The 24624-nt window shown below is 70.0% G+C and carries 22 protein-coding genes and 1 pseudogene; 13 read left to right on the top strand and 10 right to left on the bottom strand.

Annotated features, from left to right (window positions below):
• Nucleotides 1-44: 44 nt before the first annotated feature.
• On the bottom strand, nt 45-824 hold the full coding sequence (gene kbpA, locus ABT063_RS06060) for an AfsK-binding protein KbpA (protein ID WP_351055969.1): 780 nt from the start codon (nt 822-824) through the stop codon (nt 45-47).
• Between the two features lie 134 nt (nt 825-958).
• On the opposite strand from kbpA, the gene ABT063_RS06055 reads away from it, so the two are divergent.
• Complete coding sequence (locus ABT063_RS06055; RefSeq protein ID WP_351056144.1) at nt 959-1594, top strand: TetR family transcriptional regulator; 636 nt, start codon at nt 959-961, stop codon at nt 1592-1594.
• Between the two features lie 85 nt (nt 1595-1679).
• Here the strand turns inward: ABT063_RS06055 and ABT063_RS06050 are convergent, their stop codons facing one another.
• Both ABT063_RS06050 and ABT063_RS06045 read right to left on the bottom strand, forming a co-directional pair.
• Complete coding sequence (locus ABT063_RS06050) at nt 1680-2162, bottom strand: nitroreductase family deazaflavin-dependent oxidoreductase (protein WP_351055968.1); 483 nt, start codon at nt 2160-2162, stop codon at nt 1680-1682.
• Nucleotides 2159-3343, bottom strand: a complete 1185-nt coding sequence (locus ABT063_RS06045) for an acyl-CoA dehydrogenase family protein (RefSeq protein ID WP_351055967.1) — start codon at nt 3341-3343, stop codon at nt 2159-2161. Before ABT063_RS06045 ends, ABT063_RS06050 begins: the two co-directional genes overlap by 4 nt.
• Before the next feature lie 112 nt (nt 3344-3455).
• On the opposite strand from ABT063_RS06045, the gene ABT063_RS06040 reads away from it, so the two are divergent.
• The 4 genes from ABT063_RS06040 to ABT063_RS06025 all read left to right on the top strand — a co-directional run bounded on the left by ABT063_RS06040 (nt 3456) and on the right by ABT063_RS06025 (nt 8655).
• Nucleotides 3456-4628, top strand: coding sequence for a thiolase C-terminal domain-containing protein (locus ABT063_RS06040; RefSeq protein ID WP_351055966.1), 1173 nt, complete (start codon nt 3456-3458; stop codon nt 4626-4628).
• 183 nt (nt 4629-4811) lie between these two features.
• Nucleotides 4812-5978 carry a tyrosine-type recombinase/integrase gene (locus tag ABT063_RS06035; protein ID WP_351055965.1) on the top strand — a complete coding sequence of 389 codons (1167 nt, stop codon included), beginning with the start codon at nt 4812-4814 and terminating at the stop codon, nt 5976-5978.
• 22 nt (nt 5979-6000) lie between these two features.
• Nucleotides 6001-6321 carry a helix-turn-helix domain-containing protein gene (locus ABT063_RS06030; RefSeq protein WP_189594303.1) on the top strand — a complete coding sequence of 107 codons (321 nt, stop codon included), beginning with the start codon at nt 6001-6003 and terminating at the stop codon, nt 6319-6321.
• A gap of 12 nt (nt 6322-6333) precedes the next feature.
• Complete coding sequence (locus ABT063_RS06025; RefSeq protein WP_351055964.1) at nt 6334-8655, top strand: site-specific integrase; 2322 nt, start codon at nt 6334-6336, stop codon at nt 8653-8655.
• Between the two features lie 125 nt (nt 8656-8780).
• On the opposite strand, the gene ABT063_RS06020 is transcribed toward ABT063_RS06025, so the two are convergent.
• Nucleotides 8781-12101, bottom strand: a complete 3321-nt coding sequence (locus tag ABT063_RS06020; protein ID WP_351055963.1) for a hypothetical protein — start codon at nt 12099-12101, stop codon at nt 8781-8783.
• 148 nt (nt 12102-12249) lie between these two features.
• Here ABT063_RS06020 and ABT063_RS06015 point away from each other — a divergent pair, with 148 nt between their 5' ends.
• Together ABT063_RS06015 and ABT063_RS06010 are read left to right on the top strand one after the other, a co-directional pair.
• Nucleotides 12250-12627 carry a hypothetical protein gene (locus ABT063_RS06015; RefSeq protein WP_351055961.1) on the top strand — a complete coding sequence of 126 codons (378 nt, stop codon included), beginning with the start codon at nt 12250-12252 and terminating at the stop codon, nt 12625-12627.
• A gap of 94 nt (nt 12628-12721) precedes the next feature.
• A pseudogene (locus ABT063_RS06010) lies at nt 12722-13123 on the top strand (IS701 family transposase); the annotation flags it as partial.
• Between the two features lie 216 nt (nt 13124-13339).
• On the opposite strand, the gene ABT063_RS06005 reads toward ABT063_RS06010, so the two are convergent.
• Nucleotides 13340-13912 (bottom strand): 2'-5' RNA ligase family protein, encoded by a 573-nt coding sequence (locus ABT063_RS06005; RefSeq protein ID WP_351055960.1) that lies wholly within the window; start codon nt 13910-13912, stop codon nt 13340-13342.
• 360 nt (nt 13913-14272) lie between these two features.
• On the opposite strand from ABT063_RS06005, the gene ABT063_RS06000 reads away from it, so the two are divergent.
• Nucleotides 14273-14731 (top strand): pyridoxamine 5'-phosphate oxidase family protein, encoded by a 459-nt coding sequence (locus ABT063_RS06000; RefSeq protein WP_351055959.1) that lies wholly within the window; start codon nt 14273-14275, stop codon nt 14729-14731.
• Nucleotides 14732-14741: 10 nt separating this feature from the next.
• Entirely contained in the window at nt 14742-15407 is a 666-nt protein-coding gene (locus tag ABT063_RS05995) for a pyridoxine/pyridoxamine 5'-phosphate oxidase (protein WP_351055958.1), read from the top strand.
• Here ABT063_RS05995 and ABT063_RS05990 read toward each other — a convergent pair.
• The 3 genes from ABT063_RS05990 to ABT063_RS05980 form a co-directional block, all read right to left on the bottom strand.
• Entirely contained in the window at nt 15355-16014 is a 660-nt protein-coding gene (locus ABT063_RS05990; RefSeq protein ID WP_351055957.1) for a GNAT family N-acetyltransferase, read from the bottom strand. The two genes, ABT063_RS05995 and ABT063_RS05990, sit on opposite strands and share 53 nt — an antisense overlap.
• Before the next feature lie 80 nt (nt 16015-16094).
• The gene (locus ABT063_RS05985) at nt 16095-16505 is read right to left on the bottom strand and encodes a Zn-ribbon domain-containing OB-fold protein (protein ID WP_351055956.1); all 411 of its coding nucleotides are present in this window, start codon (nt 16503-16505) and stop codon (nt 16095-16097) included.
• Nucleotides 16502-16951 carry a DoxX family membrane protein gene (locus ABT063_RS05980; RefSeq protein ID WP_351055954.1) on the bottom strand — a complete coding sequence of 150 codons (450 nt, stop codon included), beginning with the start codon at nt 16949-16951 and terminating at the stop codon, nt 16502-16504. Before ABT063_RS05980 ends, ABT063_RS05985 begins: the two co-directional genes overlap by 4 nt.
• A gap of 394 nt (nt 16952-17345) precedes the next feature.
• Here ABT063_RS05980 and ABT063_RS05975 point away from each other — a divergent pair, with 394 nt between their 5' ends.
• The 4 genes from ABT063_RS05975 (at nt 17346) to ABT063_RS05960 (ending at nt 22431) form a co-directional block, all read left to right on the top strand.
• Nucleotides 17346-18551, top strand: coding sequence for a flavin-containing monooxygenase (locus ABT063_RS05975; RefSeq protein WP_351055952.1), 1206 nt, complete (start codon nt 17346-17348; stop codon nt 18549-18551).
• A gap of 139 nt (nt 18552-18690) precedes the next feature.
• A complete protein-coding gene (locus tag ABT063_RS05970) occupies nt 18691-20916 on the top strand; it encodes an acetate--CoA ligase family protein (protein WP_351055950.1) in 2226 nt (741 codons plus the stop codon).
• Between the two features lie 7 nt (nt 20917-20923).
• Entirely contained in the window at nt 20924-21781 is an 858-nt protein-coding gene (locus ABT063_RS05965; RefSeq protein WP_351055948.1) for an enoyl-CoA hydratase/isomerase family protein, read from the top strand.
• 65 nt (nt 21782-21846) lie between these two features.
• A complete protein-coding gene (locus ABT063_RS05960; protein ID WP_351055946.1) occupies nt 21847-22431 on the top strand; it encodes a flavin reductase family protein in 585 nt (194 codons plus the stop codon).
• Nucleotides 22432-22495: 64 nt separating this feature from the next.
• Here the strand turns inward: ABT063_RS05960 and ABT063_RS05955 are convergent, their stop codons facing one another.
• Nucleotides 22496-23173, bottom strand: a complete 678-nt coding sequence (locus ABT063_RS05955; protein ID WP_351055945.1) for a response regulator transcription factor — start codon at nt 23171-23173, stop codon at nt 22496-22498.
• Entirely contained in the window at nt 23170-24378 is a 1209-nt protein-coding gene (locus ABT063_RS05950; RefSeq protein WP_351055943.1) for a sensor histidine kinase, read from the bottom strand. The genes ABT063_RS05955 and ABT063_RS05950 overlap by 4 nt, the downstream gene beginning before the upstream one ends.
• Nucleotides 24379-24624 lie beyond the last annotated feature (246 nt).

The raw sequence follows: 24624 nt of genomic DNA, 5'->3' as shown, positions 1-24624 counted from the left end.
GAACCCGGTGACAAATGGGGTGTCTCACATCAAAGCAGAATGATCTACGTCTCCGGCACCGCGATCTCCCGCTCCGGCACCGCGAACGATCGCTCCAGCACCGCGAACGACGCCCCCTGATTGTCGGTGACCACCGCCACTCTGCCGTACGACGTCTCGAAGGGTGGCGCCTGGACACGTCCGCCGAGCCGGTTCACCGTCTCGAGGACGGCCTCGCAGTCCTCGACGCCGAAATGGACCAGGAAGTGGGGCGGCATCTCGGCCGGGAAGACGTCGGAGACGAGCGCGCGGCCGAAGTCGGGGTGGGCCTCCGGTCCGAAGAGGGCGTCGTGGAAGAGTCCGCCGTAGAAGGTGTTGGCGGTCTCGATGTCCCGGGTGTACAGCTCGGCCCAGACGAAGGTGCCCGGCTCGTGCCGGCTGCCGAAGCCGGCGTGGCCGTCCGGCTGCCACAGGCCGAAGACGGCGTCCTCGGGATCGGCCACGAGGGCGGCCGTGCCCAGGTCGCCGACCGGCACCGGCGCGGTGACGACCTGCCCGCCGGCCGCCCAGACGCGGTCGGCCAGCCCTTCGATGTCCGGGGTGGCGAAGTACACCGTCCAGACGGTCGGCATACGTCCGTCCGCCTTCCGGTCGAGCGCGGCGACGGGCTCCCCCTCGCGACGGGCCCATACGGAACCGCCGTACGCCTCCTCGAAGGTCCACCCGAAGAGCTCGCCGTAGAACCGCTTGCCCGCCTCGACGTCGGGAAGCTGCGCGTCGACCCAGCAGGGGACGCCCTCTCCGTAGACGTCCTCTCCGTACCCCGATGCCCTGTTTTCGGCCATGTCGCCAAAGTAGCGGCGTCTCTCGCACCTCGCAGACCAGGCACACCAGCCCCCGCACCTCCGCACACCCCATTTGCAGTCGGCCGAATCGCGCTCCCATCACCCCTCGGTAAGCTGACGACATGACAGGACAAGTGCGTACCGTCGACGGCCGCGTGGCCGGTCGGCGTGGGCAGGCGACCCGGCAGAAGCTGCTCGACTGCCTCAGCGAGATGCTCAGCTCCTCCCCCTACCGGGACGTCAAAGTCATCGATGTCGCCCGGAAAGCGGGCACTTCGCCCGCGACCTTCTACCAGTACTTCCCGGACGTCGAGGGCGCCGTCCTGGAGATCGCCGAACAAATGGCCACCGAGGGCGCCGGGTTGACCGAGTTGCTCGAAGGGCGGTCCTGGGTCGGCAAGGCCGGCTGGCAGACCGCGCAGGAACTCGTCGACGGGTTCCTGGAGTTCTGGCGCAAGAACGAGGCGATCCTCAGAGTCGTCGACCTGGGCGCCGCCGAAGGGGACAAACGCTTCTACAAGATTCGCATGAAGATCCTGAACTCGGTGAACAACTCCCTCGCGGACGCCGTCGCCGAGTTGCAGGCCAAGGGCCGGGTCGACAAGGACGTCAACCCGGCGGCCGTCGCCGGCTCGATCGTCGCGATGCTCGCGGCCGTCGCCTCCCACCAGAAGGGCTTCCAGACGTGGGGCGTGAAACAGGCCGAACTCAAGCCGAATCTCGCCCTGTTGGTGCATCTGGGCGTGACCGGCAAGAAGCCGACCAGGTAGTACACCTCTCTTTTTCAGGTCCCAAGTCCTGTCACGCAGGCGGCAGTCCACCCCGGTGGGCTGCCGCCTGCGGCGCTGTGTGCGCTCACTTTCGTACCACCCTGAAGAGCCGTATCTCCCGCTCCACCCGTGCCTGGTACGTGGCGTACGGCGGCCAGAAGGCCAGCACCGCCTTCCAGGCGGCCGCCCGTTCCTCGCCCTCCAGCAGCCGGGCCGTGACGGGGATGTCCCGTCCCTTCCAGCTGATGGAGGCGTCCGGATGGGCGAGCAGGTTGCCGGTCCAGGCGGGATGACCGGGCCGTCCGAAGTTGGAGCCGATGAGGATCCAGCTCGCGCCGCCCTCCTCCGGCATGCAGGCCAGCGGTGTACGCCGGGGCAGACCGCTCCTCGCCCCCGTCGAGGTCAGGATCACCCCCGGCAGCAGCTGCGCGCTGAGCAGCACCCGGCCGCGCGTGAGCCGGTGGACGGCACGGTCCAGGGCGGGGAGGACATAGGGGGCGACCTTGGCGAAGCCACGGGTCGACGACACCTTCTGGACCGCCTTCTGGACCACCGGGATGTCGATCACACCGTCACTTCCTTCGCCTCGAAAAGTTGGGCCGCGTGGGCGGCGTGCGCCCGCAGTCGATGCACCGGCCCGAACAACAGTTCGTCACCCGAAGCGCGCTTGAAGTATAAGTGGGCCTCGTGCTCCCAGGTGAAACCGATGCCGCCGTGCAGCTGGATCGCCTCGGCGGCGGCGTACCGCAGCGCGTCCAGCGCCTGCGCGAGGGCGAGCCCTCCGGCGCGCTCTCCGTTCGCGGTGGCCCAGGCCGCGTAGTAGGCCGCCGAGCGCGCCGCCCGCACCTGCACGTACACGTCGGCGAGCCGGTGCTGCACGGCCTGGAAGGACCCGATCGCCCGCCCGAACTGCTCCCGCTGCCGGACGTACTCGACGGTCCGGGCCAGCGCCTGATCGGCGGCGCCCACGGCCTCGCCCGCGAGGACGGCGGCGGCGGTGTCGCCGACGGTGGCGAGGGCGGCGAGCACGTCTGCCTCCTCGTCGCCCAGCAATTCCGCTTCCGTGTCGCGCAGTTGAATCCGCGCTTGCGGCCGGGTCGCGTCCAGGGCGGTCTGCCGTACGCGCACGAGCCCGCCCGCGTCCCCGGGCACGAGGAAGAGCAGCGTCCGGGAGCGGGCGAAGCCGCCGGCGTGTGCGGCGATCAAGAGGAGACCCGCGCTGTGTCCGTCGAGCACCTGGTCGGCCTGCCCGTACAGCCGCCAGCCGCCCCCCGCCCGCCTGGCCTGCACACCCCCGGCGCGCCCGCCGCCCGCCCAGTCGCCGCCGTTTTCGCCGGTGAGCGCGAGGGCCGCGGCGAGGGAAGTGCCGGGTACGGCGAGGGCGGCGGTGAGGGAGCCGGAGGCGATCCGCGGGAGCAGGTCGGCCCGCTGGGCGTCGGCCCCCAGGGCGAGGATCAGTGGCGCGGCGAGCACGGCGGTGGCGAGCAGCGGCGAGGGGGCCAGCACGCGCCCCGTCTCCTCGCAGGCGAGGGCGAGCTCGGTCGCCGAGCAGCCGACACCGCCGTAGGCCTCGGGAAGGGCGAGTCCGGGCAGGCCGAGGCGTTCGGCGAGGGCGGTCCACAGGGCGGGGTCGTGTCCGGCGGGCGTCTCGACGGCGGCCCGCAGGTCGTGCGGTCCGCATCGCTTGCGCAGCAGCTCGCGGAGGGTACGGCGGATCTCGTCCTGCTCAGCGGTGAAGCCGGCGTCCATGAGGGTCCCCTTCTCCGGATCTGACGGCGCGTCATATTAGGGCGAGAGGGTCGGGATGCCCAGAGGCACGACACCTGCCACGACGCATGGAATCTGATGTACCGTCAGTTTTATGACGACGGCATCCCGGAAAGTCGCGATCGTCGGTGTCTCCCTCTCCGACTGCGGCCGCGTGGACAACGCCACCCCGTACGCCCTGCACGCCCAGGCGGCCCGCCGGGCCCTCGCCGACGCGGGCCTGGACCGCGCGCTGGTCGACGGCTTCGCCTCGGCCGGCACGGGCGCCCTCGCGCCGGTGGAGGTCGCCGAGTACCTGGGCCTGCGCCCCACCTGGGTCGACTCGACCTCGGTCGGCGGCTCGACCTGGGAGGTCATGGCGGCCCACGCGGCGGACGCGATCGCGGCCGGCCATGCGAACGCGGTACTGCTGGCCTACGGCTCCACCGCCCGCGCGGACATCAAGGCGGGACGCAGGACCGGGAACCTCTCCTTCGGGTCCCGGGGACCACTCCAGTTCGAGGTCCCCTACGGCCACACCCTCATCGCCAAGTACGCCATGGCCGCCCGCCGCCACATGCTCGAACACGGCACGACGGACGAGCAGCTGGCCTCCGTCGCCGTCCAGGCGCGGGCCAACGCGGCGCTGAACCCGGAGGCCATGTTCCGCGATCCGATCACCGTCGACGACGTGCTCTCCGGCCCGGTGATCGCCGACCCCTTCACCAAGCTGCACTGCTGCATCCGCTCCGACGGCGGGGCGGCGGTGCTGCTGGCGGCCGAGGAGTACGTACGGGACTGCCGTACGACACCGGTGTGGATCCTCGGCACCGGCGAGCACATCTCGCATGCGGCCATGTCGGAGTGGCCCGACTTCACGGTGTCCCCGGCGGCGGTGAGCGGGCGGCTGGCGTTCGAACGGGCGGGAGTACGGCCCGAGGAGATCGACTTCGCCGAGATCTACGACGCCTTCACCTACATGACCCTGGTGACCCTGGAGGACCTCGGCTTCTGCGCGAAGGGCGAGGGCGGGGCCTTCGTGGAGAAGGGGCGACTGTTGGTCGAGGGCGGAGAGCTGCCGGTGAACACGGACGGGGGCGGGCTGTCGGCTCAACACCCCGGGATGCGGGGGCTGTTCCTGCTGGTGGAGGCGGTACGGCAGCTGCGCGGGGAGTCCGGGGGACGGCAAGTGCACGCGCGTGATGGGGAGTTGCCTCGGTTGGCGGTGGCTTCCGGCACCGGGGGGTGGTTCTGCTCGTCGGGGACGGTGGTGCTGGGGCGGGGGTGAGCCGCCGGGCGTGCGGCGCCCGGGGCGTTCGAAGTGGAGTTCCGACGGGTTCCCTGAGCGGCCCTTGGCTGATGTTGTCGCATCTCAGCAGGTAGATGGCATGTTCTGGCCCCTCACTCATTCGTGTGGGATTTCCGCGATAACTGGCAGAATCTGCGAGCGATCCGCGTAATTTGCCGGTCCATGGCGGATTCAGGAAGTCGTCGGCTGTCGCTGGTACCACCACCTGCGGCCCCGGCGCCGCAACAGCCCCGGGCAGAAGAGGGCCTGGCGGATGTGCTGACGCTGCAGGAGCGAGCCGCAGCGATCTCCAGCGAGGCGGACGAGGTGGCGTTCTTCCACGACACCGTGGCCGAGTACACATGGGCGCGGGACGTCGCTGGGCTCGCGGCGACCACGTTGCGGCAGGTGGTGCAGCCGATCATCGAGGTGTGCGATTTCTACGACACCGTGCCGTGGCATCTCACCTCACGGCAGGTCGACTGCTATTTCGCCGGCCCCGGCAAGCGGGCGCACAGGACCATCCGGCAGAAGATGGTCCGGATCGACGGCTTCTTCGCCTTCCTGGAGCAGCGGTACGCGGGCGAGATCCTGCGGCGTTTCGGAGCGGCTGTCGAGTCGCCCATCGACCCGTTCAACCAGCCACGGCACCGTGGGGAGTTCGGCCTGCGGATCCCGCCGTCGAAGCGGGCGACGACGGAGTTCTTCGCCTCCTGGCGCAAGGATCTGCCGCACGCCCGCAAGTACCCGGTGGCCGCACGCGACTACGTCATGGCGAAGATCGCGTACATCTCGGGCGTCCGGGCGTCCGAGCTGTGCTCGGTGCGTATCGGTGACGTCCATTGGGAACTCGGCCAGTGGGGTCGCTTCGTCGTTCAGGGCAAGGGCGCCCGGGGCTCCGGCCCGCGCGAGCGGGAGGCGTATCTGTTCGCCGAGGGCCGCGAACTGCTGTGGTGGTACATCGAGGAGATCCGCGGAGAGTTCGCCGACGATCCCTGCGACCCGTGTGCGCCGCTGTGGCCCTCGGAACGGCTGCCGACGGCGGTCGCCTCACTGAACGTCCCCATCGCCCCGCCGGTCGGCTCGGATGCGTTCCGGCGGACGCTGAAGGCCGCCTCGAAGCTGCATCTGACCGGGCCGGTCACCACGCTTCACCCGCATCTTCTACGGCACGCGTGCGCAACCCACAACTACGAGTCGGGCATGCCGTTGTGGGACGTGCAGAAGATCCTCGGCCACGAGTGGCCGACCACCACGGTCGGCTACCTGGGATCGGTCAAGGCCGACCCGGAGAAGGCGAGCCTGGCAGCGTCGCACCGAGCGGTGCGACGCCTGAGTGGAGAGGCGTGAGACGGTGAAGTGGAACTTGCGCATGGTAGCGGCCCAACGGGACATCTGGCGGCCGACGCAACTGCTGGTGGCGTTTCGGGAGGTCGGGTTCACCCCCTCCCTGAGCAAGGTCGCGGCCCTGTGGTCGGGCAAGCCGGTCACGGTCCGGCTGGAGGACCTGGACAAGATCTGCGCGGCCCTGGACTGCACGGTCGCCGACTTGATGGTGGCCGAGCCCCAGCAGCACCTGGCCCAGCGCGAGCAGCCGCAGCAGCGGGCCGTCGGCGAACAGCGGGAGGGCGGACCGGTCCGGCCGGTTCCGCGTCGCGGCGGCGGGCCCCGCCGCGGCCTGCCGCCCAACTGAGGCGGCGAGACCATGGTGATCAGCGAATGCGTCCGCTGCCACGGCTGGGGACCGGTCCGTCCGCTAGGCAGCTGCCAGACCTGCCTCAACTGGACGCCCCGCGGCGGCTACAAGGGCCTATGCCACCGGTGCCGGCACGAGGGCAAGGTCAACCGTGACGGGCTGTGCCGGCTCTGCATGCTGGAGATCCGCATGGTCCCCGATCATGAGTGGGCCGAGGCGGCGGCCAGGCGGACGCTGGGCCCCGTCCGGGATCTGCAGCTGCCGCTGCTGCTGGAGGGTGTCCGGCTGCCCGTGGTCCTTGCGCGCCACCATGACCGGCCGCTGGTGCGCGAGCGGCTGCGGACCGAGCGCTCGGCAGGCCCCTGGACCTGGGCCAAGAAGGGCGATGACCTGCAGGTCTGCCCTCCGCAAGTCACCGGCCAGCTTCCACTGCTGCCCCGCCTGCCCAGGACGTTCACCCGCCAGCACGGATACCGGATCGCCGCCCGCGACTTCCCCGAGTGGGCGGACGTCCTCCATGCCGTCGAACGGGTCCGCGTCCGGCGCGATCTGTCCGCGGGGTGGAGCGAGAGCGTGGTGCAGATGATGCGCCTGGCGCTGGCCTCCCGGGAGGCCAGCGAGCAGCTGGTCGACGAGTACGTCGTCGCCGAACTTCCCCGGATGAGGCCTGCCGTCGCCGAGGTCCTGCGGGAGGCCGGGCTGCTGCGGCGTCGACTCGGCTCCGGACTCGCCCAAAACGGCTACCGGCGTGAGCGCCGACGCATGGTCTCCTGCGAGCACTGCCTGGCCTGGAGCGGCGATGCCAGGCCGCTGTGTGACTCGTGCCGGGAGTGGGCTCGTCAACCGGGCCGGGTGATTGGCCCCTGCCTGCGGTGCGGCCGCACCTGGCCCCTGAAGGACGGACAGTGCCGGTTCTGCCACCTGGTGCTGAACGAACACGTCGGAGACGGCCCGGCGGTCGAGCAACTCTGGTTCGGAGCCGGCCTGGGCCACGGCCTCTACACGAAGCAGCCCGGCGACTACAGCCAGGGCAGCCGCAAGAGCCGCCGGCGGGAACTGGAGCGTCGGGAAAAGCAGACCCGGCAGGCCGATCGCCGGCTGTCCCCGCACTTGATCAACCCACACCAGCTTGAGCTGTTCCCGCCCCCGGCGCGTGTCTGGAAGCGGGCCCAGCACACCCAGCTGCCCACGATGACACCAGAGGCCGAGCAACTCGTCGCAGAGTTCTGGCAGTTCACGTCCGACCAGCACTGGACCACCCCCTCCCGGGACGTCAATGCCAAAGTCCTGCGGCTTCTCGTCGCCTGGCTCGGCATTGACGCACCTCTCCTCGAAACCGACGTCCGCGCCATCACCAGACTCGGCCCGAACTGGTCAGGACGTCGCGTCGCCGCATTCCTCGATCAGCGCGGCCTGCTCGTTCCCCTGGAGCGGACCGACCCGGAGGAGGCCGCGCTCGAACGGCTCCTGCAAGGCGTCCCCGATCACCTGCGGGACGAGGCGGACGCCTGGGTCCGCGTGCTCCGCGGGGAAGGCCGCAAGCCCTCCCTCACCATGAACTGGTCCACCATCCGACGCTATGCGCACTTCAACGTCCCGGCCCTGCAGCAGTGGGGCCAGCGGGTCAGCAGTCTTCGTGAGATCACCCAGAAGGACATCGAGGACATACTCAGCAGCCGCACGGGAGAACCAGCCCATTCGCTCCATACCAGCCTGCGATCGCTTTTCCGCGCGTTGAAGCGCGAGCGCGTGATCTTCCACGATCCAGCCCGCCGTGTCTCCGTGGCCGCCAAGGTCAACGCACCACGGCGCATCCCGTCCGACCGGCTCGTCGGTCTGCTGGACAAGGCCCCGACCGCGATGGCCAAGGTCGTCGTTGCCCTGGTGGCCATCCACGCCCTGGGGCCACAGGAGGTCCGCCACCAGCTCCTGGCCGGCCTCGACCGTCCGGCAGGGCACCTGGTCGTCCCCCGCCGCTTCGGCGATCACGTCGTCTACCTCGACGAACTGACCATGAGGCTCCTGAGCACCTGGCTCCGCGAACGGGCGGAGCGCTGGCCCCGCAGCTCCAATCCGCACCTGATCGTCACCCAGGTCACCGCCGTCGACCCCACAGGCCCCCCGGTATCCAAGGACGGGCTACGGTTGATCTTCACCAAGCTCGGTATCCAGCCTCGGACACTCCGCATCGACCGGCTGCTCGACGAGGCCCACGAAACTGCCGACCCCGTCCACCTGATGCGCGTTTTCGGCCTCTCCGACACAACGGCATTGAAGTACGTCAGAGCAGCCCACCCCCACCGCTTCATCAAAGACCCAACGCGGGCCTAATTTAAGCGTCCGCCTATCTGTAGGCGTCGCTGGGCCACAGGACACGCAATGCCAGCGGCTCGTAGGGCGGCACAGCTCGCTAAGATCGACCCAGGCTGGAACCCGGCCCCGCCGTGCTGGGAGGCCTACAATTCCTGCTGCTGAGCACGGCAGCGCGCGACCCATGACAGCATTCCGGCCTCGTTGAAGAGTGCGGCTGCCTGACCGAACAGGCTGCGCGCCCTGTGTGTATCGTCCCGCAGCCGGGCGTTTTTGGCGAGGCTGTACACGGCGTTGGCCTGGCCCCCTGGATCACCGGCGGCGTGGAAGAGGCTGAAGGCTTCGGCGGCGTAGCGGTCGGATGTGAGCAGGTCCCCCTTCCGTCGGGCGGTTGCCGACAAAAGTTCCAACGCGCTGGCCTGACCGAGCCGGTCACCCATCGAGCGGGAAAGTGCGAGTGCTTCGACAGCGCGCCGCTCAGCAGTGTGCAGGTCACCTCGGAGGCGTGCGGTTGCGGCCAAGCTGGCCAGTGCACTGGCCTCACCTGCCGCCCTGCCTATGGCTCGGCAGAGGACGAGCGATTGAGTGGCATACAGTTCGGCCGCCTGCAGGTCGTCTCGCAAGCCGGCATTCTCCGCAAGCAGATACATGACGTTCGCCTGGCCCTGCTGATCCCCGATGGTGCGGTAGACAGCGAGAGCTTCGTGGGCCAGCTGGTCGGACTTCAGCCGGTCCCCGCGGCGCCTGGCGGTATCGGCGAGGTTGATCACGCAATCGGCCTCGCAGCCGAAGAAGTCGATTTCGCGCGAGAGGTCGATGGCTTCCGTGGCATACCGCTCGGCCGTTTGCACGTCGCCCTGCAGTCGGGCGGGCTGGATCATAAGCTGCAGAGTGTAGGCCTGACCTCGTTGATTCCCGGTCGCTCGGTAAAGACTGAGCGCTGCAGCAGCGTGTCGATCGGCCGACTCAAGGTCGCCACGCCCGATCGCCAGTTCGGTCAGGCGCAGCCATGCGTTGGCTTGGCCGTGCCGGTCCCCGGTGATGCGGTAGATCTCGAGAGCCTTGGCGGGCTCGTCATGTACCAAGGTGTGGGCGTGTGTTGCATCGTCGTCGATCTCCGAGGCGAGGAGAGCCGCCGTGGCACGGGCATTCTGGGCCAGGGTGCGCTGATGTGCTGATTCGGCACGTGCGGTCAGCGACAGGCTTGTTGCGCCGGAAGAAGAGCCCTCGGATCCGGGGGTGACTGCTGTAGGCGGTGCCCACACGGCTTTGAGGAATGCCGTATCGGCGTAGGTGAGCTGGAGAAGGACCATGCAGCGCTGGTCAGGGCAGTGGCGCGCTGCGGTGAAGCCGGCTCTTACATGACCCTCGGCCGCGTTGAGGTCATAACGGTAATAAGCGAGCTGGGCGTGGAGACGGTGGGCCTGGGCGGTGATGTGAGGGTCACCGTCGGCATGTTCAAGGGCGAGGTCGGCGTGATGGGCGGATCGGGACCATTCACAAAGGCGTGCCGTGACCTCGGAGATGAGAACGTGCACATGGGCCCGGCCGAGACGTGCGGGAACAGCGTCGGCCAATGGCAGAGGAGGCAGCGCCTCCGATAGTGCAACCGGCTGGGTGGATTCTCTTGGTTCAGTGGGAGGCGGGTTTCCCCCCTCAGCAGCCTCCGAGAGGCTGAGGGCTTCTGCGAGCAGGTGAATCGCCTGGGGGAAGTTCCCCGTCGCGACAGTGGCTTCCGCCAGCGCGCAGACCAGATCGAGGCTGCGAGGGTCGTCATCCCTGACGATATTCAGGGCTGTGGTCCAGTGGGTGACGGCGTCGGCGTAGCGGCTGCGGCTCCATGCGACCTGCCCGGCCAGCGTCGCAGCCACGCGAACGCTGGCATGGTCGACTTCCCGGTACGTGGTGAGGGCCTGTTCTGCATGTTCGTAGGCCGCCGCGTGGTCACCGTGGAAGTGAGCGAGGTAGGCACGGACGAGCTGTGCGTCCGCATAAACGACGGGGAGGGTGTCACGGATGGCGAGTGCCGACAGCGCGGAGTCGGTGAGTAGCTGAAGGTACGGGCCGTCTACCGGGTCGGCGGTCAGGCCGTGGGTCATCTGCTTGTTCCAGCTGGCGACGTGGCGGGCATCGCCGAGTGCGAAGCGGTGGTGTGCAGCCTCGACGCTGAATTCACCGCGGGCGAGAGCCTCGTGGTAGACGGCAGCCTTCTCGTGCAGACGGGGCAGTGTCCGTTCCCCTGGGATGCGGTGAGTGTCGTCCTCGGTGAGAGCGGCCAGCAACCAGTCCCGGATCGAGCGGTGCAGCTGCCACTGGCCTCGAGTGTGGGGGAGCTCCCGCAGACAGGACATGCGGCTGAGCGGTTCGAACCACTCGCCCGTGGTCGGCGGGGGTGTGCCGGGGCCGTTCGCCACGGCGTACAGAGCGTGCGGCGTGAAGGTGCCCAACACCGCTGCCGCGTGCAGGAAAAGCTGGTTGCGGTCGCTGACACGGGCCAGCACATGGGTGCGCAGCCACTGTCGGCGGTCGTTCTCGGTGCAGTCTCCCAGGTCCACGATCACGGGCGTCGGTGTGGCACTGGCCGCGGAATGGAGCAGCGCGCCGGTGAGCGCGTCAGCGATCCAGGAAATTTCTGCCGGCAGTCCCTGGCTGCGGTCGGCCAGCTCTGCCGCGAGGCCGTCCGGCCCTTCAATGCCGCGCCGGGACAGATAGGCGCGCGTGTCGGCCGTCTTCCACGGCATCAACTCGTGCACCTTGTACCGGCGGCTTCCGGTGTCCTCGCGCCAGGCTTCCGGAACGGCGGTGCCCGCCAGCACGACTCGCAGCCCGGGCGCCTGGTCGAGCAGCTGCTCAAGCACGTTGGCGAACCAGCTGCCGACCCCCAGCGCCTCGCCCGGCCGGGGCCGCTCGGTTTGCACGTCGTCGAAGTACATCAGCCATTCACACGTGTCGATCATCAGCACGCATGACCGTCGGCGCACGGCACGGGTCACGGTCAGCAGGTCCCGTACCCAGCCGGCACGCCGCTCGCCTTGCGTCACGGTGCCCGCGGTGACGGTCACGGGGGAGTTGGTGATGGCGGCGCCCCTGCCGGCCCACTGCCTTACGCGGACCGACAACGGCCTGGGAACGCCGATCGCCTCGGCCTGCTGGCGTACCCAGCGTCGCCTCCACCGCGGTGCACAGGCGGCGAGTGCTGCGCCGACCTGCCGCAACAGTTCCAGGGCCGCCTGTTCGCCACCTTCACTGTGGACTGTCATGCCAACTCTGAGGCTCGCCGCGTCAAGGAGCCCGACATGCGAGCCCGGCAGCGGCTGGGCAGCGATCCGCTCCAGCAGCGTGGATTTACCCATGCCGCTCACCCCCGTGAACACCAGCGCCCGCAGCCCGTCATCGCCCCCCAGGAACCGCTGTGCTGCCTGCAACGCCGCCCGGCGGTCGGTGAACAGTCCCCCGACATCCCCCACGACCACACTCCACCGCCGACACCCGCACTGGCCTTTTTTATGACGATTGCCTGACATGGTGACAGATGCCCGAGGGACAATGGGAGTGAAACCGTGATGACCGGATGGGGCAGGGCTGGACCATCCCACTGGATGCAAGGAGTCGCCGATGGGCCCCAAAGCCGTCGCAGCCGCCGGGGTGGTTGTAGGAGTCGCCACCGGCATCGTCACCAACCTGATCACAAGCAGGTGGAGCTGGTCCCTGGCCGCATCCCTGGCCGTCCTGGTCGTCGCCGCTGTCGTCATCGCTGTCCAAGGCAGCACCATGGGTACGGGCAACCGCACCCGCGTGCGCCAGCGGGCCGACCGCGGCGGACGCATCGACCGATCCGGCATCACTGCTCGTGACGGCGCCTCCACCGATCAGACGGCCACCCGGGACGGGCGCATCATCGAGTCGCCCCTCACGAGCCGGGGAGCCGAGGCGCGGCAGCGAGCGGATCGCGGCGGTGAAATGACCCACTCGCCACTGGATGCCGGGCAGTAGGGGTCTTGCTGGGCTCGCGACGCCCCTGCGACTCCGTCTCCTGCGTTGTCGTCGGTCGCCGACTCTCCCGTAGCCCTGCGGATCTCCGCCGGAGCCGGCCCACGGCCAACGGATCTACCACTGGGCCCGCGTCGCCATTCGGCCGGTCTGGGAAGGCGGGTACGGACACTGGGTACTCGCCCGCCGCAGCCTCTCGGACCCGACCGAGATCGCCTACTACATCTGCTACGGACCTGCGGCTTCCCGACTCAAAGACCTGGTCAAGACGGCCGGCGCCCGCTGGCAGGTGGAGGAATGCTTCCAGACCGCGAAAGGCGAGTGCGGGCTCGACCACTACCAGGTACGGCTCTACCGGGCCTGGTACCGGCACATCACCCCGGCCATGGCAGTCCTCGCCTACCTGACCGCTGTTCGCGCCACAGAAGCCGCAAAAGGGGCACCGGAGACGACGAGCGAGACCTCATACCCCTCACCGTCCCGGAGATCCGCCGGATGATCGGGCACCTCGTCCTCACACCCCGCTGCCACTGCAACGAGCACCGTCTGCACTGGTCACACTTCCGACGCCGCAGCCAAGCCCGAGCCCGCCGCTGCCACTACCAACGCCAAGGCCACAACCCCCACATGCGGTTGCAGTGCAAAGCGCCCGAGCGTGCGTCAAGCATGTTGAAGCCAGCTGAGCGGAGCCCTCGGCTGGGGCACTGCCCAACGCTCAGCGGCCCGGCCCGGCCCGCTTGGGCTGGCTTCCTCCTCCGAGCGCGAACGACGCCCGTTCCTGCCACTTCGTACCGTCGTGAACCATGAGTTCAACCGATGAGACGTGGGAGTTGAACGGTGGCCTGCCAGTTAGGTCGGTCTCGATCTCCTCCAGGACGGCGTCTTCCTGGCCTTGCGCGATGGTCAGGTGCGGCACGATCTCGGCGAATCGGCCGCCATACGGCGGAGCCTCAGGCCAACAATCAGCGATCGCCTCCGTGAGCTGTCGCAACTGCGTGTCAGGCTCGGGGACGAGATAGAGAACTTCCGGGAGTCGTCCGCATGTCTCGAATCGCAGGTCAAAGGCCGGGTGACTGCCCAGCACGTCCGTGAGTGCGGAGTGGACGGACGCATCTATTCGGCTCTCGTCGAGGTACGGGAAGAGCACGGTGATGTGCGCCGGAACCCCGGCCGGGGCTGAAGGGTCGAACCGTTCACGCCATCTTCGGACGGATGGTTCCGCCTCCGGAATCCGGACGATGAGTGCGGTCTGGCCCGTCTGAAACTCATTAGTGCTGTCATCTGCCATGACACCGGATGGTGTCGGCTCTGCGGCAGACAGCGCGGCTACTTTTCCGCGGAACGATCGCGCCGATCTGCGAAGCAGGCCGACGAGTGGGATGGGCAGCGCAGAACTGCTGCCGCACTTTCGGTTGAAGTGAACGAAGCCAAACCCACGGGCTACTCTGCCTCAAGAGGAGGAACCTCCCTCCGGTTCCCTGGATTTCTCCTCCAGGAATCCGCGAACCCGTCGGCTTGGTCGTGGGACGAGTGCTTCGGCGTACCGGCGCCGGAGTGGAACACGTACCCGCTCAGCCGGCGTTGTGGTTACCAGAGGTCGGCGAGTTCCCCTCGCCGTATACGCCCCATGCCGCTGAAGGAGACCGGAATGGCCCTGACCCGCGAACAGCGTGAACAGTTCCTGGCCGAGCCCCACGTCGCCGCGCTGGCGGTCGACGCGGGAGCGGGACGCGCCCCGCTCGCCGTGCCGATCTGGTACCAGTACGAGCCCGGCGGCGACATCTGGATCATCACCGAGCTCGACTCTCGCAAGAACCAACTGATCAGCGCGGCGGGCCGGTTCTCGCTCATGGTCGACCGGCTCGAACCCACCATCCGGTACGTGTCGGTCGAGGGGCCGGTCGTCGACACGAGGCCCGCCACCCTCGAACAGCTCCGGGAGATCTCGGCCCGCTACCTCCCGGCCGAGCAGGTCGACGCCTATGTCGACTTCTCCTGGAAGAACCACGGCGAGCAGGTCGTCATCCACATGCGGCCCGAACGCTGGGTGTCGTCCGACCTCGGTAACGCGGACGACTACGCGCCGAAGGACGCCGGGCCCGCGTGACAATCGTGGGATGACAACGGATCTTGACGAGCTGCTGAGGTCACTACGGGTGTGGGCCCCGGACGTCACCGAGCTCCCACCCTTCGACCCGGCCACCGCCCCCGCCGCCCCACTGCCCCTCTTCGCCACGTGGTTCGCGGAGGCCGTGGCGGCCGGACAGACCGAGCCGCACACCATGTCCCTCGCCACGGCGGACGAGGAGGGCCTGCCGGACGTACGGACCGTGATGCTGCACGGCGCCGACACGGACGGCTGGTCCTTCGCGACCCATGCGACCAGCCGCAAGGGCCGCCACCTCGCCGCCCGCCCGTACGCCGCCCTCGGCTTCTACTGGCCGGTCCTGGGCCGCCAGGTGCGGGTCCGGGGCCCGGTCACCGCCGCTCCGGTGGAGGCGGGCCAGGCGGATCTGCACGCCCGGTCGACGGGTGCGCTGGCGGCCGCGCTGACCGGCCGCCAGAGCGAAGTCCTCGACTCCCTCGACGAGTTGGCCCGAGCCTCGGAGGCGGCCTGGGAGCACGCACAGCGGGAACCGGACGCCCCGGTGCCGTCCTGGACGCTCTACCTCCTTAGGCCGGAGGAGGTGGAGTTCTTCCAGGGTGATGAGCGGCGGCGGCATGTGCGGCTCAACTACCGCCGGGAGGAGGGAGGTTGGGCCAAGGAGTTGCTGTGGCCGTGACTCTTTGTCCCACCGTCGGCTCCGGATCCGTCGCCAGCCGCGCGTGCAGGTGCATGTCCCGGAAGGCGTCGTGCCGGCCCGCCTCGAACATCGCGCCCCGCAGCGTCCCCTCGTACCGGAGCCCACACCGCTCGGCGATACGGCAGGAGGCCTCGTGGCCGACGGCGTGGTCCAGTTCGAGGCGGTGAAGGCCGAGGTCGGTGAGGGCCCAGTGGGCGGTGAGGGCCAGGGCGCGGGTGGCGACGCGGCGGCCTCGGGCCTCGGGGAGGACCCAGTAGCCGACGCGGGCGCAGCGCATGTCGGGGCTGATCCCGTTGACGCCGATGTGACCGAGGGGCGTACCGGTGTCGGTGTCCGTCACGCAGTACGACGCCGTCCCCCCTTCCGCCGCCTGCATCGCCCTGAAGCGCAGCGACTCACGTGCACCGTCGGCGTCGGTGACCGGCTTGAGCGGCGTGTTCCAGCGCCGGAACTCCGGGTCCGTCGTTCCGCGCAGCCAGGTCGCGACGTCGGCGTCGGATTCGGGGTCCCAGGGGCGCAGGCGTATGCCGGGCCCGTGCAGGTCGGGGAAGGGCTGGGCGGCGTACTGCTCGTCGACGTGGGCCATCAGGCCATTGAAGCCGCTCGGCCTCCGCCACCGCCGCCCACCCTCAGCTGCCGCCCGCCCTCAACCGCCGCCCGTCCGCCTCACCGGCACGGCCGGAACACCGGCATCCCGTCCCGGAAGGCGACCTCCAGTTCCATCCCCGCCCGCAGCTCGTCGTGGGCGCACTCCACGATCTCCGTCATCATCCGCGGGCCCTCGGCGAGATCGACGACCGCGGCGACGTACGGTGTGCGCCCGGTGAAGGGCGGCAGGTCGTTTCGGTGGACGACCGACCAGGTGTAGAGCGTGGCCCGGCCGCTCGCCGGCTCCCAGGCCACGTCCTCGCTCCAGCAGTGCGGGCAGAACTCGCGTGGGTAGTGATGGGCCCGCCCGCACGCCCCGCAGCGGCGCAGCAGCAGCCGCCCCCGCTCCGCCTCGTCCCAGTAGGTCCGGGTGAAGGCGTCCGCCTCGGGGAGGTCGTAACGCGCGCTCCGCGGGCTGCGCGCGCTCACTGGAAGAGCCCCAGCGCGTTGTCGATCGACCAGGACTGCCACGACATCCCGAACAGGGCCACCAGGGAGATGAGGGCCATCATCGAGTTCTGCCCCTGCTCGGCCCAGTCGTGGATCATGAGGGTGAAGTAGAGGACGTTGAGCAGCAGGCCGCCGACGAGCGCGAGCGGGGTCAGGAAGCCGAGGATCAGCCCGAGTCCCAGGGCCAGTTCGGCGTAGGCGACGACGTACGCCATGGTCCTCGGGCGCGGCGCGACGACCACCTCGAAGCCGCTGCGCACCGCGTTCCAGCGGTGTTTGGCCGCCACGTCCGCCGCCCAGGTGATCCCGCCGCCCTCGAACCAGCTCTTCTTGTCCTTGTGCCGCCAGCTCTCCAGCCACCACAGCCCGAGTCCTATGCGCAGGACCGCCAGCCACTGCGCACCGGTGAGCCAGATCGTGTCCATGGATCTGACGGTACGTCAGATCTCGGGCTTCGGGAAGCCCGCGTCACTCATGGCGCCGCTCATGAGATGGGTCGCCAAGGTGTCGGGCCACAAGGAGAAGCAGCCCCCGCAGCCCCCAGTAGTGCTCATAGGCCACTTCCCCCCAGAACGCGGTGCCGGTTTCCCGTCATATCCCGGTCACCGCCCCAATATCCCGGTCACCGCCCCACGGCGCGGGCCCCTCCGCACGAGTCGGTCCCGGCGCCGCGGCCTGCCCCCGTACCCACGCCGCCACCACAACCAGGCTCCCTACGCCACGAGCCCCACCCACTCCTCCTACAGCCGTGATCAATCCGCAATCAATTCCGGTCTTGACCGAGACCCATCAAACCCGGTCGTCACTACGCTCGCGCACATGGCCGACTCCACAGCGTCCGCGAGCCCCGCGGAGCCGACGCATCACACAGACCTTCCCGTGTACGTCATCGGCGGCGGACCGGGCGGTCTCGCCGCCGCGTACGCGCTGCGCGCCCGGGGCCTCCGCGCCGTCGTCCTGGAGAAGTCCGACCGCGTCGGTGCGTCCTGGCGGCGCCACTACGACCGGCTCCACCTGCACACCACCCGCCGCCTGTCGGGCCTGCCCGGGCTGCCGATGCCCCGCCGGTTCGGGCGCTGGGTCTCCCGCGACAACGTGGTGCGCTACCTGGAGAAGTACGCCGAGCACCACGAGCTGGAGATCGTCACCGGCGTCGAGGTCTCCCGCGTCGACCGCTCCCCCGACGGCACCGGCTGGCTGCTGCACGCCACCGGCGGCCGCGAGCTGACCGGCGCCGCGGTGGTCGTCGCCACCGGCTACAACCACACCCCGCGCATCCCGGACTGGCCCGGCCGCGACACCTACACCGGCGAGCTCCTGCACGCCGCCGACTACCGCAACGCGAAGCCCTTCGCCGACCGTGACGTCCTCGTCGTCGGCATCGGCAACACCGGCGCCGAGATCGCCGTCGACCTGGCGGAGGGCGGCGCCTCGCGGGTACGGCTGTCCGTCCGCACCGCCCCGCACATCGTGCGCCGCACGACGGCGGGCTGGGCCGCCCAGTACACGGCCGTGCTCGTACGACGGCTGCCGGTCGGCCTCGTCGACCGGCTCGCCAGACCCGTGGCCAAGCTGAGCGTGCCCGACCTGTCGGCCCACGGCCTGCCCCGCCCCGACACCGGCCTCTACAGCCGGGTGACCGAGGGCTCCATCCCGGTGCAGGACGTCGGTCTGATCGACGCCGTCCGCAAGGGCAGCGTGGAGGTCGTCGCCGCCGTCGAGGGCTTCGAGGACGGCAAGGTCGTCCTCACCGACGGCACCCGCGTCGAGCCGGACGCCGTGATCGCGGCCACCGGCTACCAGCGCGCCCTGGAGGACCTCGTCGGCCACCTCGACGTGCTCGACCCCCGCGGGAAGCCGGTCGTGCACGGCGCCCGGACCCCGGGCAACGCCCCCGGCCTGTACTTCACCGGCTTCACCAACCCCATCAGCGGCATGTTCCGCGAGCTGGCGATCGACGCGATGAAGATCGCGAAGGTGATCGCCGGGGACGGGGCGCGGAAGGTGTCACGCCTCCCGAGCTGATCGCACCGCCGCGCACTGGCCGGACCCGCCACCGCACCGCCCAACTTTGACTTGCGCACAGCCATTCCTGACGATGCGTCAATTCCAGTAATCTGACAGTGCGTCAGTTAATCGCTGTCACACAGGAGCGGGCGGACCGATGCTTGGATCAACCCACGGCACCCTCACCACCGACTCCCGCCGGGCCCGGGTCATCGCCTGCGGCGAGCAGCCCGGGCCCGCCGTCCACGGCCGCCCGGCCGAGGTCGACGATCTCGATGTCAGCGGCCGACCGTTGTATACGGACGTCCCCGATCTGGACCGCCTCTTCCGGCCCGAGTCCGTCGCCGTCATCGGCGCCTCGGACGCCGAGGGGCGGCCGAACACCGGTGTCACCCGGCAGCTGATCACCTGGGCCGAGCGCGTCGGGGCGCGGCTGCACCCGGTGCACCCGAGCCGCCCGTCCGTCTTCGGCATCCCCTGCTCCCCTTCCGTCGCCCACCTGCCCGAGCAGGTCGATCTCGCCGTACTGCTGGTCGCCGACCCCCTTCCCGTGATCGAGGAACTGGCCGAGGCCAAGGTGAAGTTCGCGGTCGTCTTCGCCTCCGGGTTCGCCGAGACCGGCGAGGAGGGCGCGGCCGCCCAGGACCGGCTCGCCGCCGCCGTCGCGCGGTCCGGGATGCGGATGCTGGGCCCGAACACCAACCTCAACGCCTTCGAACGGTTCCGGGAGGACCTGGACGGGCCGGCGATCGCCCTCATCACCCAGTCCGGCCACCAGGGTCGTCCCGTCTTCGCCCTCCAGGAACTCGGCATCCGTCTCTCCCACTGGGCGCCCACGGGCAACGAGGCCGACCTGGAGACCGCCGACTTCCTCTCCTACTTCGCCGAGCAGCCCGAGGTCGGCGTCATCGCCTGCTACGTCGAGGGGTTGAAGGACGGCCGCTCCTTTCTGCTCGCCGCAGACCGGGCCGCCCGGCGCGGGGTGCCGGTCGTCGCGGTCAAGGTGGGCCGCACCGAGACCGGCGCTCGCACGGCCGCCTCACACACCGGCAAGCTGACCGGCGCGGACACGGTGGCGGACGCGGCGATGCGGCAGTACGGGGTGATCCGCGTCGACGGTCTCGACGAACTCCAGGACACCGCCGCCCTGCTGGCCCGAGCCCGGCCGCCCCGCGCCGACGGGGTCGTCGTCTATTCGATCTCGGGCGGCACGGGCGCGCACGTCGCCGACCTGGCCACCGAGGCGGGGCTGCGGCTGCCCGTCCTGTCGGACGCCAAGCAGGCCGAACTGCACCAGTGGATACCCGAGTACCTCGGCGTGGCCAACCCGGTCGACAACGGTGGGCACCCGGTCGGCGACTGGCGCGGGCGGAAGATCATCGACGCGATCCTCGACGACCCTGAGGTCGGGGTGCTGGTCTGTCCCGTCACCGGTCCCTTCCCGCCGCTCAGTGACCGGCTCGTCCAGGACCTGGTGGACGCGGCCGAGCGGACGGACAAGCTGGTGTGCGTGGTGTGGGGGTCGCCGGTCGGCACCGAGCCGGCGTACCGCGAGGTGCTGCTGGGCTCCTCGCGGGTGGCCACCTTCCGCACGGTCACGAACTGCCTCACCGCCGTCCGCGCCCACCTCGACCACCACCGGTTCGTGACCGGCTACCGCTCCCCCTTCGACTCGGCACCCCGCACTCCCTCGCCGTCCTTCCGCAAGGCGCAGGAGCTGATGCGGCCAGGACAACAGCTGAGCGAGCACGCGGCGAAGCAGCTGCTGCGGGCGTACGGCATTCGCGTACCGCGCGAGCAGTTGGTGACCAGTGCGGCGGCGGCCGTGCGGGCGGCGGGGCTGGTGGGCTACCCGGTGGTGATGAAGGCGTCCGGCGCGCAGATCGCCCACAAGACCGAGCTCGGCCTGGTGAAGATCGGACTGACCTCGGCCAGCCAGGTCCGGGACGCCTACCGGGAGTTGACCGACATCGCCCGCTACGAGGGCGTCTCGCTGGACGGCGTACTGGTGTGCCAGATGGTCGAGCGGGGCGTGGAGATGGTCGTCGGCATCGCCCACGACGAGTTGTTCGGGCCGACGGTGACGGTCGGGCTCGGCGGTGTCCTCGTCGAGGTGCTGCGGGACGTGGCCGTACGCGTGCCGCCCTTCGGTGAGGAGCAGGCGCGGGGCATGTGCGCCGAACTGCGTGGGCGGGCCCTGCTGGAGGGGGTCAGAGGGCGCCCCCCGGCGGATGTGGACGCGCTCGTCGAGGTCGTGCTGCGGGTGCAGCGCATGGCGCTGGAGCTCGGGGACGACCTCGCGGAGCTCGACATCAATCCGCTGATGGTGCTGCCCAGGGGGCAGGGAGCGGTGGCGCTGGACGCGCTGGCGGTGTGCCGCTGAGATGAACATGCCTGATTCCCCCCGTACTCACGCAAACCAAACAGAGACGGAAAGTCCCGGCACAGCGGAAAATTCCGTTGATTCATTGGTACAGCACGCCACTGACAATCACGTCTCGCACATCACTCTCAACCGGCCCGAGACCCTCAACGCCATCACCCCTGACCAGCGGGAACGCATCATCCGGCTGTTGTCGGAGGCCTCCGCCGACCCGGACGTACGGGCGGTCGTGATCACCGGCACGGGCCGTGGGTTCTGCGCCGGCGCGGACCTCCGCGGCGCGACCACGGCCGGGGAGCGGATCGCCGGCGACGTCGCCCGTACGATCCGCTCCGGCGCCCAGCGGCTGATCGCCGCCGTCCTCGACTGCGAGAAGCCGGTGCTCGCCGCCGTGAACGGGACGGCGGCGGGCATCGGCGCCCATCTCGCGTTCGCCTGCGACCTCGTCCTCGCCGCGCAATCCGCCCGGTTCATCGAAGTGTTCGTACGACGCGGTCTCGTCCCGGACGGCGGCGGCGCGTACCTGCTGCCCCGTCTGATCGGCCCGCAGCGGGCGAAGGAGCTGATGTTCTTCGGCGAGGCGCTCGGCGCGACGGATGCCGAGCGCTTGGGCCTGGTCAACCGTGTCGTCCCGGACGAGGAGCTGGACAAGACGGCGCGCGCGTGGGCGGAACGCCTCGCCGCCGGCCCCACCCGCACCCTCGCCCTCACCAAGCAGCTGGTCAACGCCTCTCTCGACACCGACCGCGCCGCCGCCTTCGCCGCCGAGGCCGCCGCGCAGGAGATCAACATGACGACGGCCGACGCGCGGGAGGGGGTGGCGAGTTTCGTGGAGCGGAGGGGGGCCGAGTTCAGGGGACGGTGACCTGCCGATGACTGGTCCCGCACCCCTTCCAATCTGACAGTTCGTCAGATTCAATGGTGGACGTGATGGGACAAGCAGGGATGGCGGCAGCCGCCGTCCGTTACCTCCAGGCACGACCTGTCGAGGCGTTGCCGCGCCCGGAGCTGCGATGCGTCCGCGAGGACGAGCGAGCGCCGGTGGACCCGGGCGACTTCCGGCGTGTACTGGGGAACTTCGCGACCGGCGTCACCGTTGTCACGGCACCGCCCGCCGAGGGCGAGACCTCACCCGCCGGCTTCGCCTGCCAGTCCTTCACCTCCCTCTCCCTCGACCCACCCCTGGTCGCCTTCATGGTGGGCCGTACGTCAGCGACGTGGCCGCACATCGCCCGCGCCGGCGTCTTCTGCGTCAACGTCCTCAGCGCGAGCCAGGGGGCACTGTGCCGCGCCTTCGCGGTAAGCGGCGCTGACAAGTTCGCAGGCGTGCACTACGACCCCGCCCCCGCGTCCGGCGCCCCGCGCCTGACGGGCACGCTCGCATGGATCGACTGCACCATCCACGCGGTGCACACGGGCGGCGACCACCTCATCGTCGTAGGCCGGGTGAACACGCTGGGAGCGTCCGACACGGACGAGCCGCCACTGCTGTTCCACAAGGGGCGGTTTCTTTGACAGCCAGGGCGGCATCGGGCACCTGCTGAGCGCCTACGACCAGCCACCGGAACAGGGCCGTAGCTCAGTGGCCGACGTCGTGGTCGCCCGCTTCGACAAGGCCGCTTTCGTATGCGCAGATCACGATCTGGATGCGGTCGCGCAACCCGAGTTTGGTGAGGATGCTCGACACATGCGATTTGACGGTGGCGGCACCGATGACGAGTTGCTCGGCGATTTCCGCGTTGCTCGCGCCGCGGGCGACGGCGGTCATGATCTCGCGTTCGCGGCCGGTGAGCCGTTCCAGGCGGGCCGCGGCGGCGGTGTTGACGACGCGGCGCTGCGTGAACCGGTCGATGAAGCGCCGGGTGATCGAGGGGGCCAGCAGCGTCCCGCCTTCGGCCACGGTGCGTACGGCGGTGGCCAGTTGTTCGGGGGGAATGTCCTTCAGCACGAAGGCACTGGCGCCGGAGCGCAGCGCCTTGTAGACGTACTCGTCCGGGTCGAACGTGGTCAGGATCAGTACCCGGGGCCCCCAGTCGGCCTCCTCCAGTATCCGGGAGGTCGCTTCGAGGCCGTCCATCTCGGGCATGCGGATGTCCATGAGGATCACGTCCGGGCGGTGGCGGCGTGCCGCCTCGATCGCCTGCAGGCCGGTGCCCGCCTCGGCCACGACCTCGATGTCGTGGTGGACCCGGAGAATCATGGTGAAGCCTCGCCGTACCAGTGCCTGGTCGTCGGCCACGACGACGCGGATGCTCACGTGGGCTCCCCCTTGACGGGCAGACGGGCGGTGAGGCGGAATCCGCCGCCGGGACGCGGCTGGGCGTCGAGGCTTCCGCCGAGCAGGTGGGCTCTTTCCCGCATGCCGACGATGCCGTGGCCGGGCGGGCCCTTGTGTGCGGCCGGCACTCCCTGGACGGTGGCGCCGTGGCCGTCATCGAGCACCTCGATGGTGAGGCCGTCGCTTTCGTCGCGAAGCTGCACGTGGGTGTGCGTACGCGGCCCGCTGTGTTTGAGCACGTTGGTCAAGGCCTCCTGGACGATGCGGTACGCCGAGAGATCGACGCGGGCCGGGAGGGGATCCCGGATGCCGTTGGTGACCGAGACGTCAAGGCCCGCCTCTCGGACCTCGGCCACGAGCCGGGGCAGATCGGCCAGACCCGGCTGGGGCCCCAGACCGTCGCGCTCGGAGTCCGGCCGCAACACTCCCAGCAGGTGCCGTAGTTCGTCCAGTGCCTGGCGTCCCGCCTCCTCCACCGCCGCCATCGCCTCCAGGGCGCCGTGCGGGTCCTCGGCGGCCACCATCCGAGCCGCGCCGGCCTGCACCGTCATCATGCTCACCCGGTGGGCGACCACGTCGTGCAGTTCACGGGCGATGTGGGTGCGCTCCTCGGTCACGATCCGCCGTGCCTCGGCGGCCTGCTCCTTCAGGAACCGGGCGGCACGCTCAGCCCGAAGCCGTAGACGCCGGCCGAGGTACCAGGCCCCGGACATGACGAGGGCACCGAAGCCGATGTCGCCCCAGGGGAAGGAGTGGAGGAGGCCGTCGATCGTGACCGCGGCGATGGCGGCGCCGACGCCGAGAGGGCCCCAACGGTTGCCGTCGGCGTGCCGCCCGACGCTGTACAGCGCGACGATCACGATCCCACCCATCGTGGAGTAGCTGCTTCCCAGCGTCGGGGCCCACGCGACGAGCGCCACGCACAGGACCGCAACCGGCCTGCGCCGACGCCGGTAGAGCGCCACGCCGGCCACCGCGAAGAGCAGGAGGACGGGCTGGAAGATGCCAGTGACCGGGCGGACGGCCATCGCGTCTCCCGGAGCGTCTTCCAGGAGCACCGCCAACAGGAACATCGCCGTCGCCAGGACGGCGTCCGCGCCCCGTGGCCAGCGCGTGAACGGGCCGCGGAACCTGCCTGGCACGCTGCGGCCCGGCGTCTTGGCATGCGGCGCCCTGCGGTCCATCGTCGCTCCATCAAGAGGCGTCCGGTGCCCTGGTGCAGGTCTCGGGACGCACCGGGCACGTCATCGTAATTCCGGCTCGGAGGCACCGTCACCCGCCTGTGGACGGATCCGGTCCTCCGCCGCCGGCAGGAGGCGCCGCCCTGTTCTCCCCGTCGCGCGCGGGAGAGCCGAACCCGCCGCGCGGCGGGAGACGGCACCGGTGCCGTCTCCCACGATGGGACTGCTCACTCCAACTGCCGCCGGACG

Origin of the sequence: Streptomyces sp. NPDC002838 (genome assembly GCF_040295365.1) — a bacterium.
In the GTDB taxonomy this organism is placed as follows: domain Bacteria; phylum Actinomycetota; class Actinomycetes; order Streptomycetales; family Streptomycetaceae; genus Streptomyces.
Note: the sequence above shows the minus strand (reverse complement) of the source record. Positions and strands in the feature narration are given on the sequence as shown.

Coding starts and splice junctions, on each gene's coding strand:
- ABT063_RS06035 (WP_351055965.1), top strand. CDS start 4,812: ATGGCGGATTCAGGAAGTCGTCGGCTGTCGCTGGTACCACCACCTGCG.
- ABT063_RS06030 (WP_189594303.1), top strand. CDS start 6,001: ATGGTAGCGGCCCAACGGGACATCTGGCGGCCGACGCAACTGCTGGTG.
- ABT063_RS05975 (WP_351055952.1), top strand. CDS start 17,346: ATGGCCGACTCCACAGCGTCCGCGAGCCCCGCGGAGCCGACGCATCAC.
- ABT063_RS06015 (WP_351055961.1), top strand. CDS start 12,250: ATGGGCCCCAAAGCCGTCGCAGCCGCCGGGGTGGTTGTAGGAGTCGCC.
- ABT063_RS06025 (WP_351055964.1), top strand. CDS start 6,334: ATGGTGATCAGCGAATGCGTCCGCTGCCACGGCTGGGGACCGGTCCGT.
- ABT063_RS06005 (WP_351055960.1), bottom strand. CDS start 13,912: ATGGCAGATGACAGCACTAATGAGTTTCAGACGGGCCAGACCGCACTC.
- ABT063_RS06000 (WP_351055959.1), top strand. CDS start 14,273: ATGGCCCTGACCCGCGAACAGCGTGAACAGTTCCTGGCCGAGCCCCAC.
- ABT063_RS05970 (WP_351055950.1), top strand. CDS start 18,691: ATGCTTGGATCAACCCACGGCACCCTCACCACCGACTCCCGCCGGGCC.
- ABT063_RS05990 (WP_351055957.1), bottom strand. CDS start 16,014: ATGGCCCACGTCGACGAGCAGTACGCCGCCCAGCCCTTCCCCGACCTG.
- ABT063_RS05950 (WP_351055943.1), bottom strand. CDS start 24,378: ATGGACCGCAGGGCGCCGCATGCCAAGACGCCGGGCCGCAGCGTGCCA.
- ABT063_RS05965 (WP_351055948.1), top strand. CDS start 20,924: ATGCCTGATTCCCCCCGTACTCACGCAAACCAAACAGAGACGGAAAGT.
- kbpA (WP_351055969.1), bottom strand. CDS start 824: ATGGCCGAAAACAGGGCATCGGGGTACGGAGAGGACGTCTACGGAGAG.
- ABT063_RS05960 (WP_351055946.1), top strand. CDS start 21,847: ATGGGACAAGCAGGGATGGCGGCAGCCGCCGTCCGTTACCTCCAGGCA.
- ABT063_RS05980 (WP_351055954.1), bottom strand. CDS start 16,951: ATGGACACGATCTGGCTCACCGGTGCGCAGTGGCTGGCGGTCCTGCGC.
- ABT063_RS06040 (WP_351055966.1), top strand. CDS start 3,456: ATGACGACGGCATCCCGGAAAGTCGCGATCGTCGGTGTCTCCCTCTCC.
- ABT063_RS06045 (WP_351055967.1), bottom strand. CDS start 3,343: ATGGACGCCGGCTTCACCGCTGAGCAGGACGAGATCCGCCGTACCCTC.
- ABT063_RS05995 (WP_351055958.1), top strand. CDS start 14,742: ATGACAACGGATCTTGACGAGCTGCTGAGGTCACTACGGGTGTGGGCC.